Genomic DNA, 13516 nt, shown 5'->3' on the forward strand with positions numbered 1-13516 from the left:
CTTACTCCATTTTGGATTGCGAATCCGTTTTGTGCACAGAACATACGCAATTGGCGACATGCTCCAAAGTTAGCGCAATTCGGTTGGAAATTGGTTTGATAACGAGATCTATTACAACTGCAACAACTGAAAGTGCTGCGTACGTACAAATTAAAGTAATTGCGTAAAGTAGCACTATGAGTGCGCTTGAGGAAGTTGTAGGAAGCATCCACGCCACGAACGTCCACAACGCTATGAAAATAAACATGTGCTCGTGAAGAAGGTACACTCCGAAAGTTGCTTTGGAAACGCGCAAAATTACAGTTCTTGCTAGTCCTTTAATTCGCAGCATATTTATTCGGTGTACGAGAATGAAAATACACATTGCAATAATCATTGGCAGTATTCCAATGCCGCCATGGATCTGCTGATCCCACGTAAGAACTCGCACAAACTTATTCCCGGATGAAGCAACATAGTCGAAAGCGAGCATAAGAACAGTAGATATTGCTACGCACGCACAAAGTCGCTTCGTAGTAAGTTTTTTTATTCCGCTACCGTACTGCGCAATAAAAGCTCCGGCTAAATATCCAAAAATTGCGTAAATAATATCGTTCCAAGTATAATTTTTGCCAAAATATAGCGGAATAAGTGAGATTGACGCAAGAAGTACCAGCAGCATAGCATGATTGCGCTGAGTCATGTGACTTATAAGAATGTTGATAAAAGGCATGAACATGAGCATGATTAAGTACGCGCTCATGAACCAATAGCTTCGGTAAGTAAATGGCGTCACATTCCATAACAGCGTGTAGACAAGTTCTTTTCCGTGAAGTAAGTTGCTCAAATTTTCCGGAAGTAAGCCAAAGCAGTCTGCTACGAAGGTTACTGCCAGCACGATAATGCAGTAGAAGAACATTTGCGCCCACGCTGCAAAAACGCGTCGGTAGCGGAAGGTTTTGCGACATAAAAAGTAGCCGGAAATAATAAAGAAGGTTGAGACACCAACTTGACCGTATTGTACGACTAAGAATTTAAGTGCTGAACGCAAGCCTGGAGCCGGCAAAAGTTCCATATTGAAACTGTGCTCGCGAATGTTCAAATGTATGATCATGTGGCAGGCCACAATCATAAGCATTGCAATAATTCGCAAGACTTCAACTTGCAGGTCTTTTTGCGTGCCATTTTGCAGGTCTTTGCTCGATTGTAATACCGCTTGAGCTTGTGCAGAAGACGCTACTTTTTGCGCTGATTGTTTCTGTTCTACTACCATATTTTCTTCTTCAAAATTTTCTTCTTCAAATTATCTGAATTGTAATTTACTAATAGTAACCAAATTGCAACTGATTCGTCTGTTACGTAAGTGGCGAGAACCAGGATTCGATACTTCTGTATATACTCGGCCTAGTGCCTTGAAGGTCTGAGTATCGTCCGTTGGCAAGGAGGTTTAAGGAACACAAGCCCACGCTGGAAATCACCAGAATAATCAAAACTTTGTGCATTAACTTAAAGTTGGCTTTAGAAGGCGACTCCTCGCCTGTTTCGTTGACGCAACCAGAAGGAACGTCAACCATGTGCGCGCAAGACGAGACTTTGTCTACAAGACTTGCAATCACCATAATTGCACACAACGCTAGCAGCCAGCCAAAATCACTAAAGTACCTGCTGGAAATTCCTACTACTTCCGCATCTAATACCATAAGCAGTATCGACAATGTTAAGCCGAGCGTAAAGAATCCAGCAAGCTGCTTTTTGCGTAATTGTTGCTTTACTACCGGGTACAGTACTACGGCTGCGCATACAGGAGAGTAAGCGAGTAGGCCGCCAAAGAATGGCTCCATAATGATTTGCCCGTGGAACATTGACGGCAGCACGGATTGTTCCATAAACGGAAAAACTGGCGTAATAGTAATAGGCTGGAACAGGTACATCCATACTCCCCATGGGATTCGCGCCCAAGAGTAGGAGCGGTGAACCATGTCAAAACCGGTGAGATTGTAGGTTGCACCAAAATCGAGTGGAGAACCGAAACGCGCGTAGTTGTACCAGCAGGCGGCTAAGCCTATAAGAATCATTGGTGCGATTACGCATATAGTATTGATTATGCTGCTTCGTTTGAAGGCAAAAAATAGACGGTACTTTACGATTTCTTCCTTAAAAATTACGAAAGCAAACAGTGACGCCAGAATAAATTGCGGTCTACACCATAGGTTTAGTGCAATACATACTGCTCCCAGAATGAGTAGCGACTTCCGTAAGTACGGGGTTTCAGAAAGAGCATCTTGAGTAGTTCGCGCTTGTAGCCACAATCCCAGTCCTAAGCAGGTGAAACACAATGATGACAGCATAGGAAGCGAGTAGATTTGCGGCAGATACGCCTGAATTAGCACTCCGCTGGACATGAGCATAACGAGATGCGACAGCACAAGGAAGCCGAAGGATCGCTTTGGGAAGAAGCGTCGAAGTAATTGCACCATAAGATAGATAGAAGCAATTGCGAAAGCGACAGCAAAGAAGGCGACGGCGTAATCTGTACGCAAATCGTGGCCGGTAAGTACTTTGAACGGCACAAAAAGTAACAGTGCAGGAAGTGCGCCGAAGTAAGTAAAGTAGTGGCTTCCGTGGAACGCATAATCCCAGTAAGTTGGTTGACCAGTTTTTATCGACATGGCGTAGCGCGCGCCTGCATCGTAAGGGTTGCTCATATTCGGCAGCCAGTCAGGAACCGGCAGATCCAAGTACAGGTGACCTTTGAGCAGACTGTTGGCGAGGTGATTGTACTGGTTGGCGTCACATATAAAGCCGCCGTTATTACACACACCAGCTGTAAACATGTGTTGAGTACCAGTAACTTTCGTTACTCCAATAAGTATTGCGCACTGCACTAGCATTAACGCAACAAGCCACAACTGCTGCTTGCGCACACGCAAATCAAGTGCTTCTTTATAAATGCGCGAACGCGGAGCCAACGCGTATATCGCGTAAGCAATCAGCAACAACATCACGACACGAATAAGTGAAATATGTAACGGTCTACGCTGGTTCAACGCAAGATTAGCAATTGTAAAAGAATCGCCTTTCTGAAGCTTCGTGCTCAAACGCAAGCCCGCAACTTTATCAACCGCATGCACGCGCACATACTTCGTATCGTTCACATTCGACGTAACTGGCTGAGACGCAACTTGAATATAGGAAGTACTATTGCCGCCATCCAACACATACACAGCAATATCGAGTGTGCGAGTGTGAGGCGAGCGCGTATCGACGTAAATGTTATTTATTTGAGAAGGCTGAGCGTAATGCAATTGTATGTATTGATCGTTTTTGCCGGTAACTGTGTACACGTCGCCGTGACGCGTCAAACCTGCACCGGTTGAAACTCTCTGAACAGGAGTTGGATTGAATCCTGACGATTCGATTGCCGGAAAGTTGAACCATACAAGTTCCAGCAGAAGCACAATAATAAGCGGCATAATTAGCGATATGCGTCGTAAAACAGAACGCATAGCGCGAGCACAATCGCGACTGCACTGTATCGCACTGCTTATTGCACCACTTATTGTGCTACTTACTGCACTACCCGCCATCGTTACGTTTCTTTCTGCCGCCACATCATTTACAGCAGTCGCATTACCGTTACTATTGCTCGTATCGCCCATATGCACACCTGTTAATTCCTTCGTACTATTGCCATTCTTAACGTTACTGTTTTGTAGAGTTACCGTTTTGTAGCGTTACATAACTCACTCAAGTCTGCCACAATCGATCGCATACGGATTTGAACGAATATCCTGCTCGATTACATCGTCAGTATGACTGCTATGCAAGGATTCGCAGTCAACATGACGGAAGTGCGTAATAATATCCGACGGCAGCTGATAAATATCACCATACACGCGTTCCAAAATATCTTCCGATAACTGCGGTATAGCAACAGAAAAATCTTCAAAAGTTGCCATTTTTACTGGAAACATTTCGGCACATCGTGCAATATACAAATTCTCAGCATCAACATTATCCAAACCGTACACCACGTTGCGCGCGCAAGACTTACTCACCACAAGCCCCTGGTTTACAGCCTTCTTTTGGAAACTCTGAAAAATCTGTTCAATATCAGCAGTGTATTCGCCGCCCTGCTCAACATAACCGCGGTCAAGCCATGTGTTGAAAAAAGTCTGCGAACGCAACTCTTGCTGCAAATCCTTACGCAAAGACACAAAACTCTGCTGCTGTTCAGGCGTCAAATCAGGCGCGTAATCGTAGAAGAAAATATCCAAAAAACAAGGATTACTATTATTCGCGTAACGGAACCGCAACTGACGGCAGCACACGTACGGATCGTACACGAGCACCGCACGGTAGCGCGCGCACAACGCGGCATCCTCGCGCAACATCGTTAGCAGCTTATCAATATCCTCTCGCATCATACCCAAGTCAACATCGTCATCCCAAGGTATAAACCCACGATGACGCACGCAACCGAGCAGCGTACCAAAATCAGCCCAATACTGAAGATTATGCTGCTGCGCAATCTGCGCAAACTCGCTCAGCAGCGACGCGCAACCACGTTGTATAACGCGCATAGAACCTGTAGCTTTCGGCAAACTAAGGAAGAAACGCTTATGTGCATCCACGCTACTTTCGCCATCTTTCCTATAGTTTGACCAAGCCATAATCGAAGACTGCTCACGATTCGTCAAAATCTCCGCACGCAACGACTTCTCAACGTTATACTGCCCAACCTCAAGATGAGCGCAGCGAGCGTCGACACATTCTTGCAATCGAGAAATTTGCGTTTGAATAGCACTCAGCTGCTCGCGCACTTCCACAATAGAGCGTTTTGACGAAGGGAGTCTGCCTATTATCCAACTCACTATGCGACGTAACTGCGAAACCATAAGTTCATTACTCCCTCATTATTTAAAAACATACTTGCTATAGCGTACTGCTATAAACTGTTGCCACAATGCAATACAGGTTTATCATACTCCGTTGCGATTATTTTTCGGAAGCCACCACTACCGTCCCCGCAATTATCACCACGCAACAAACCCACGCAATAAGCGGCGGAATCGTTTGAGAAAGTAACGCTGCTGCAATCATGCTCCACACCGCGTACGTAATATTTCCAGCCATAGCGCGCGTCGCACCAACCTGAGCAATACCGCGGTAGTAGCACAAGTAGGAAGCAGCACCAAGTAACGCTATAAATATAGCTAACGCAATAAAGCCGGCTGATTGCATAATCTTTACGCTAAAAACCGGCAGTATCGTACACAACGGCACAATGAGTAAGGCGTACGACAGTGCGGAAACAGTTTCGCGCACGTGCAGCATTACTTCGTCGTCCACGCTTTGCTTTCTGGTAGCCCACGCGCAAGCAACGGCTTCACTTCCCCAACCAATAACACTGAAAATAGCCGCAATCAAACCTAAGACTATGCTGCCCGGAGAGAAGACAGTTGCAGTTGAAGATTCCGCGCAAGAACAGTAGCCAAGCACTCCTACCGCAATAAGCGTTACAGCAAAAGCACAATATTTCAACGCACTTAAGCGTTCGCGCAACACAATAGAAGAAAGTACTATGCCAAAGGCCGGGTACAGTGCGGAAATCGCAGCAGCGTAACCGGCACCAATATTGCTTGCCGCAATAGCGTAACCGGTCATACCAATTGGGCCTCCAAGAAGCGAACTCAACACAATAGGCACAATCAATTTCGTACGTTTGCAAAGAGCAACAGTTTCGCGCAACTTTGAACGACAAGCCATATAAATCCACAATATTACAGCGCACACAACGTCGTGAACGCAAGCACCCACAACGCCCACATACCATACTGCAGAAGGTGTTAAACCATGAACAGATAACGCAACCAATACCGCAAGCAAAGCAGTGTCGACTCCCCAAAAAAGGCCGCTTATTAAGGAATATTTCATAAAATCACACCTTTGCTACAGAGCCTGCAGACCCGTCACAACCAGCAGATTCAGAGGATTCAGCGGATACGGTACCATATTCGCTCGAAGCGCGGTCGACATAACGTTTCGCATAACGGTAATACAAATAACGACAGTCACCTACAGGCTCCCCCTCAGCCTCTTTTACCAACGACCACAAATACCAACACCACCCCGCAAAACCAACGTACGCCATGCAATGACGATGCTCAGCACAAGTAGGATTGCGCTCAAAATACTCCGCTAGAACCGCGTCAAATTCCTGCTCATTAAGCGCGTCAGACACGCACAACGTACCCAAATCCTGCGCATAATCCGACATCCCCGCATACTCCCAATCAATCAGATGGTAGCGTCCAGCAACATCCACAAGCACATTCGCACCCAATATATCGTTGTGCGCCAAGCAAATTTTTTGACAAGCATCTTTACTCACGCACTCATGCAAACAATCAACCTTATGAAGCAAAGCGTCAGCGCCCTCAGGCAACGCAACACGGCGGGCGCGCAAATCGCGCAAATAACGCTGAGATTCCTCATAAAAATCGAAGCACCTACTCACCGTAGCACCACTGTTGTGAAGCTTACGAATCAGACGCATACCTTCGCGCAAATCGCAAGAATCGTGAAAATCAGCGGTACGACAACCTTTCAAAAAATGCGAAATTTTCCAGCCATACTTCGGATCATCCGCAACCAACGTACCGTCCAAACCAAGGTGCTGCGCCGCACGCAAAGCCTCATCCTCAGCCTGGCGATTCACCAACACATCCGTGCCAACCCCCGGATGACGGTACACATACTCGTTAGAACCAACCATAAAATGGCAAGAAAGATTCGTCAAACCATTTTTCAACGGGTAAACGTCGCGAATATCCGACTTTTTGCAACCAAGCACCTTAACGATGCGGTCAAAAACTTCACTGTCAACATTTTCCAAAAATAGCGGATCAAACTCGCGAAGCTCATCTAACGAATCGAACTCGTGAATAATCGGCGTATCGTAGCGGCGCATGCGCATATCAAGCTCGTCTAAATGCTCAATCAAAATGTCTTCCCACAACTTGCCAGCAGTCTGCGGCAAATCATATTCCGCACGCAAAATTCGCACAAACTTAGCCGAAAATTCGCTGTCAAAATACACGTGACCAATCATGTACCACGCATCACTGCCACCAATAGTTACCGAAGTAATGCGATCGTGCGCACCTACACTCATACACCACTCTTTAGTGCGGCCCCGTTGATATTGCGCAGAATAGTAAGCCTTCCACACGTATGGTTCAAAAGGATTTTCGTCGAAATAATTGTCAGAAGAACAAATATACGTGTTACTTAAAAGGTGAGCAACAGCCATGATTGAACTGTTGTTGTTGCGCTCACGATATTCCTTATTTGGCACGATTTTTACGCAAAAATCGCCTTTAGTAAACTTGTCTTCCAAATAGAAGAAACGTTCCTGCTTGTATCCAACTACTACGCTAATATCGTTAATTCCTGCCGCTTGTAATTGACGAATTTGTCGTTCCATAAGCACTTCGCCGCGCACAGTGAGTAAACCTTTTGGCAATTCGTAAGAAATCGGGGAAAAGCGGGAGGAAAGGCCAGCTGCCATAATCACCGCATTGTGGACGCGATGCGGTTCGAGTGCGGTAAGACCTTTTGATGTAACTTCACCATTAACAACAAACCCATGCTGAATAGCATCGCGTAACGCACTATTTACTGTGCCTAATGAAAGCTTCGTATGCTCAGCTATAGTACGTTGATTACTTCCTGACAAACGTTGCAATGCTGATATTACAGCAAATTCGTTATGAGTTAATGCTGAATATGCTTCCATAACAGTGTCTCCATGCACTAGCCGAGGTGCATAATGATGGCTCTATACATTTTGTTGCATTAGTATAGTATGCACAAAGGTGTTCAAAAATAATTATTATTAGTTTATTTTGAACATTTGACACTGTTTGCAGCATACACTTTTATACGTATTGCATGGCACCATAACTATTCTTAATACTCACATTCATTACATAACTTGAAAAAATTACATAACACTTGCCACGCAGTATAGCAGACTATATGCGCAAGTACTACGCACAGTACTGCACACTGCCACATAAACGCAAATAGATTGTTGCACTACAATCCACAACAATAGGTAAGATAACAGTGATATGCACATAGTATAAGAACATTACTGCTCATTCCATGCGCACCATTCGCCATTATGAAGGGACATATTATGACTTCTGTCGCAGTGCTGCTGCCGTGCTATAACGAGGCAATCACCATTGAAAAAGTTGTTAAAGACTTTAAGGCTGCACTTCCAGAAGCAACAATATACGTGTACGACAACAACTCAACGGACAATACTGCAAAAATAGCCAAAGAAGCAGGTGCTGTAGTTCGCAAAGAACCTAGACAAGGCAAAGGCAATGTGATTCGTGCAATGTTCCAAGACATAGACGCAGATGTTTACGTAATGGCAGACGGCGACGACACATATCCCGCTGAAGCGGCACCAAACATGGTCGCCAAAGTTATTGAAGGCTACGACATGGTTATTGGCGACCGTCTAAGTTCTACGTATTTCCAAGAGAATAAGCGACCATTCCACAATTTTGGAAATCGTTTAGTTAGAGGCGCAATTAACACGCTTTTCCACGCAAAAGTAACTGATATTATGACAGGCTACCGTGCTTTTTCTTTTTCATTCGTAAAGACTTATCCTGTACTTTCGCGCGGATTTGAAGTTGAAACAGAAATGACAATTCATTCGCTTAACAACAATATAAAACTGTACGAAATGCCAATTCAGTATCGTGACCGCCCAGAAGGATCAGTTAGCAAGCTAGACACAGTTGGAGACGGTATTCGAGTGCTTTCAACCATTTTTCACATGATTCGCGAATACAAACCAATGCCTTTCTTTGGAACACTTGGCGTAATAATAACACTGTGCGGAGTAGGAGCATGCATGCTTCCATTCATAGAATTTTGGCGCACACACCTAGTAACACGCTTCCCTACTCTAATTGGTGCTGTAATGCTAATTATTACAGGATTACTATTCTTTATTTCCGGAATTATTCTTGAGATTTTAGCCAAAAATGAGCGCAAACGTTTTATAGAACAAGTAAACCTTTTTGATTACATAAAAAGAAATAGAAAGTAGCAACCTGTGCGAGCCGTCATAAAAAACAATCTTAAACTAAAAACTTATTTGCCATATATAGTGTGCTTTGTTATAAGCGGACTAATAACACTAATGTTTTTTAGTAACTTATTTCAAGCATCCGAATTAGGATTTAAAACACAAAGCATAAATTTAAGCACAGTAAAAGAAGTAAAAGCTGAACAAGCAGAAGACTCTACAAACGCAAGCCGTGATGAAATATATGCAAAATACAAAAATGACGGCGTACATATATCTAAAAATGGCGCAGATGTAGAATTCACAAACTTAAACACGTACAGCAAAACATTAGAGATTTCGCTACAACAAACAAAACCAGTTTATTACGTAACTGGAAGCGTAGAATTAGAAGACTTTGGTGTAGCTCCTGGATACGCTTTAGCTAGCCAATTTAAAATAACAACAGGAAAATTTAATACGACTAAAGTACGTTTAGAAAGTCACGGAAAACTAAACAAAATAAAATTACACTTTAATGAAACGCCAAACGGAATCGTTGTTAAAAATATAACAATTAATCCAAAATACAAGTTGCACATAAACTATGGAAAATGGGCTATATTATTCGTTTTTGGATCCGCGATTATAACTATACGTAAGAAAAAATGGCACAAAATAGCCTATATTCAAGGAGATCGAGCTCAAACCATAATTTTTTGGGCTTTGTGCGCAATAGTAACCGGATTCTCACTGTATATTTGGCTCCGATTAAACACTTATAATCGAATACGCGTTCCACTCTCCTACGATAAATACGATTTTATAGACGGAAACCCATATACAGAGCAGTTAAAAGCCTGGAAACAAGGATCGCTATCTTTGCTACAAGACCCACCAAATGGCTTATTGCATTCAACAAACCCATTTAGCATTGGCAAAAGAATGCAATTAGTGCGCGAGGGAACTCCTGCAATATGGGATGTTGTGCTGCATAATGGCAAATATTATTGCTACTTTGGAATAGTACCGTTTATTTTAACTTATTTGCCGTTTAACGCTTTGTTCCCAGCTTGGATGCCGAGCGCAATAATGGTCACAACATTATTTGCAGCAATTACAATACCAGCATTATTTGCATTGTGGAAAGAAATAATAACATTCTTTGAAATACGAATAAACTACTGCTCAATGCTGCTTATAGGAGCAGCCTTACCATTTGGATGCCTTGTTTTTTATCTGCAAGCATCTGCATCGATTTACTACATTCCTATGGTAAGCGCTATATTTTTCGGAACATTATTTGTTTACGCATCACTGAAAGCCGTAAGGCTTAAGACTAAATTTACTCAGTATGCATTATTTGCTTTAGCTGGATTAAGCTTAGCTTTGCAATGCGGTTGTAGACCAAATTCTTGCATTTCCACAGTTGCGTTTATAGCTCCACTGTTTATTGCTTTACTGCTTAACAACTCCAGAAGCGTAGTAAATAAAGTATCTGCAGCTTTAAGCTTCCTAACTCCTGCAATAGCTGGGTTTGCCGGAATCTTAGTATATAACTACTTGCGTTTTGGTTCATTCTTTAACTTTGGTAACGAAGAACAATTAACAAATTTTGACTTGCGATTTAATCGTATAGCATTTGACCCTCTAAAAATCAAAGACTTGTTAATAAACTTCTTTATAAAGCCACCAAGCATAGATACGGAATTCCCGTATATTACAATAACCAGCTCAAACATTTCGGATTATGGAAATAGTTTCTTTAATCACATGACATTTGGTCTGCTATCAATGCCACTTATTTGGGGCATTTTCTTAATAAGACGCAAGTACATGCAAAAAATCGAATACATAATGTGCTTAAGCGGAATAACATTCTCGATTATGTTAATCTACGTAAACTACTGCTTAGGCGGCAGCCTTTACCGTTATTATTGCGATTCAATAATAATTCTTATGATTATTGCATCTATTGGTTTTGCTAGAAGAAATTGCTCAGCTAATCAAGATGCGCAGTTGCAATTAGATAAAGAAAATGCATGCAACAATATCGAATTGAATAGGAACCAAATGTCTACTCAAACTCTAATCGTTGCATGCACTACATTAACGATAGTATTAGGATTCTTGCTTGTATTTGCAAATCACACAGAAGCTGCGAATGAAATACAATACACAAATCCAGATGCTTTTATTGCATGGAGCCAAATGCTATCAGTGGGCTTCTAACACAACATTCTGGCACTTTTGATGCCATAAGCCATTGCCATCATTGTGTTCATCTTCAATAGGCGCGCCGAGCTTCTTAAAGTCACCGCGCGCATAATAATCCTTGCGAAGATTGAACATGATAACGAACTTCTTATCCTTACCATGCGTCCAAACATCACCATTCTGGCAACGCTGACGCCACCAGCCAGCACCCATATTCTCCTCATCAGCAACAGGAGCACCAAGCCAACCAGCACCACGATGCCTATAGTAAGAATCACGAAGAGCAAACATGATAACAAACTTCTTATCCTTACCATGCGTCCAAACATCACCATTCTGGCAACACTGACGCCACCAGCCGCCGCCCATGTTTTCCTCTTCGGCAACAGGAGCGCCAAGCCAAGCAGCACCGCGATGTCCTTGGTAAGAGTCGCGTAACTCAAACTGAATCACGTACTTAATGTCTCTGCCATGCGTCCAGACGTCGCCGTGCTTGCAGTGCTGACGCCACCAGCCGCCACCCATGTTTTCCTCGTCGGAAATAGGCGAGCCAAGTCGCGAATAGCTTCCGTGCTTGTAGTAGGAGTCGCGCAATTCGTACTGGATTACGTACTTCTTATCTCGGCCTTGCGTAAACACATCGCCGTGCTGGCAGTGCTGACGCCACCAGCCAGCACCCAAATTCTCCTCATCAGCAACAGGAGCACCAAGACGACCATAACCACCATGCTTGTAGTAGGAGTCACGCAATTCGTACTGGATTACGTACTTCTTATCTCGACCCTGCGTAAACACATCGCCGTGCTGGCAACGCTGACGCCACCAGCCAGCACCCATATTCTCCTCATCAGCAACAGGAGCACCAAGACGACCAGGGCCGCCATGAGCATAATATGAATCGCGAAGCTCGTACTGGAGCACAAACTTCTTGTCTCCATTAGTCCATACTTCACGACGACCAGAACTCTTTACAGTCCAGCTACCATAGTTGCGCGTTTCTCCAGAAGGCTTAGAAGAATTAGGCTTAGTAATAGTGCTACCAAACTCAGAAACACCATTGATTTCGCCGCCATCAGCCATGCCGAATGCGTTCAAATCGACGCGACCATCAATTCCGTCAACGCTGCCGTCGGAAGTGTACTGCCATCCGCGCAATGCTGTAGAAATAGGGAAGCCTACGCGAGAACCGTAGCTAGCAACCCAGCTTGTACGCTCGTGAATATACTGAGAATTTAATGGTCCTCTCAAATAATTTGCATAAGAGTAAACGCCGAGCTTATGGTAGCCTGCAGAAACTAACTGATTCCACCAGGAAGCAACAATATCCTGATACACATAAGGCGATGTTGGAGGCTGATGACCTCGCCAAGTCCATCTTTCCAAATCGTAATAAACAGGATACGTTAAATCGTCAGGGCTTACTCCAGCACCCTTCAAAAGCTTCACAATATCGGCACCCTCAGCGGCACCATCTTCAGCTTTTTCAGCATAAGAGTACATGTAAATACCAAACGGAATACCAAGACGCTTACATTCGCTAATATTGCGCAAAGCTTGCTTATCGTAACCGTTATCCCAGCCATAGCTAATACGAATAATCGCACCATCTACTCCAGAAGCTTTTACAGCATCCCAATCAATTTCTTTTTGATGCTCAGAAACATCAATAACCGCCTTAGCGTTATTAACGAACACATCATCATTTCCATCAATAAAAGCCGTAGTGCCATCAGCATCACTCCAATGCGCACCATACTCATTATCAATAAACGAGCTTTGATACACAGTGCCAGAATGTGATTGAATAATAGGCTTAACAACACTTTTGGTATGCACATTAGCACGCACATTTGCATGCACATGTTCAATCGATGAAGATTTTTGCGGCGCAACGACATTCATAGTGAAAGCAGTAGCAGCCGACACTAATCCAGCTAATACACGTACGATAATCTGTCCCACGAATCCTCCAGACATGTTTTTTACGTGTCTCTCCGCTATTACCATAGCAATAGCACCCTAATAGCAAGCATAAATTCAATGAAAATGTGAAAATAATATGCAAAACATGTGATTTTCACAAAAAACTGAAATAAATAAACCATTAAAAAGAAAATTGTAAAACGTAAAGCAAAAATAAAAAATGGAGCGGACGACGGGAATCGGACCCGCGTAATCAGTTTGGAAGACTGAGACTCTACCATTGAGCTACGTCCGCAATTA

The 13516-nt window shown here is 43.5% G+C and carries 8 protein-coding genes and 1 tRNA gene; 2 read left to right on the forward strand and 7 right to left on the reverse strand.

What is annotated here, in order from left to right:
- Position 1 precedes the first annotated feature (1 nt).
- The 5 genes from HXT44_RS06025 to HXT44_RS06045 form a co-directional block, all read right to left on the reverse strand.
- Positions 2-1252, reverse strand: coding sequence for an acyltransferase family protein (locus tag HXT44_RS06025; RefSeq protein WP_103013908.1), 1251 nt, complete (start codon positions 1250-1252; stop codon positions 2-4).
- Between the two features lie 82 nt (positions 1253-1334).
- Complete coding sequence (locus HXT44_RS06030) at positions 1335-3638, reverse strand: hypothetical protein (protein ID WP_421782805.1); 2304 nt, start codon at positions 3636-3638, stop codon at positions 1335-1337.
- An 84-nt stretch (positions 3639-3722) separates the two neighbouring features.
- A complete protein-coding gene (locus HXT44_RS06035; RefSeq protein WP_116773647.1) occupies positions 3723-4877 on the reverse strand; it encodes a LicD family protein in 1155 nt (384 codons plus the stop codon).
- Between the two features lie 100 nt (positions 4878-4977).
- Positions 4978-5916, reverse strand: coding sequence for a DMT family transporter (locus HXT44_RS06040; protein ID WP_421782807.1), 939 nt, complete (start codon positions 5914-5916; stop codon positions 4978-4980).
- Positions 5917-5920: 4 nt separating this feature from the next.
- Entirely contained in the window at positions 5921-7780 is a 1860-nt protein-coding gene (locus HXT44_RS06045; RefSeq protein ID WP_421782809.1) for a phosphotransferase, read from the reverse strand.
- Between the two features lie 405 nt (positions 7781-8185).
- On the opposite strand from HXT44_RS06045, the gene HXT44_RS06050 reads away from it, so the two are divergent.
- Positions 8186-9118: a glycosyltransferase family 2 protein gene (locus HXT44_RS06050; protein WP_012914461.1), complete on the forward strand. Its 933-nt coding sequence runs from the start codon at positions 8186-8188 to the stop codon at positions 9116-9118.
- A gap of 93 nt (positions 9119-9211) precedes the next feature.
- Positions 9212-11308, forward strand: coding sequence for a hypothetical protein (locus tag HXT44_RS06055; protein WP_233186356.1), 2097 nt, complete (start codon positions 9212-9214; stop codon positions 11306-11308).
- On the opposite strand, the gene HXT44_RS06060 is transcribed toward HXT44_RS06055, so the two are convergent.
- Together HXT44_RS06060 and HXT44_RS06065 are read right to left on the reverse strand one after the other, a co-directional pair.
- Complete coding sequence (locus HXT44_RS06060; RefSeq protein ID WP_421782812.1) at positions 11294-13300, reverse strand: GH25 family lysozyme; 2007 nt, start codon at positions 13298-13300, stop codon at positions 11294-11296. The two genes, HXT44_RS06055 and HXT44_RS06060, sit on opposite strands and share 15 nt — an antisense overlap.
- 137 nt (positions 13301-13437) lie before the next feature.
- Positions 13438-13511: transfer RNA gene (locus HXT44_RS06065), tRNA-Gly, on the reverse strand.
- Positions 13512-13516: the final 5 nt, after the last annotated feature.

Source organism: Gardnerella sp. DNF01198P (genome assembly GCF_049244165.1).
GTDB lineage: Bacteria > Actinomycetota > Actinomycetes > Actinomycetales > Bifidobacteriaceae > Bifidobacterium > Bifidobacterium swidsinskii.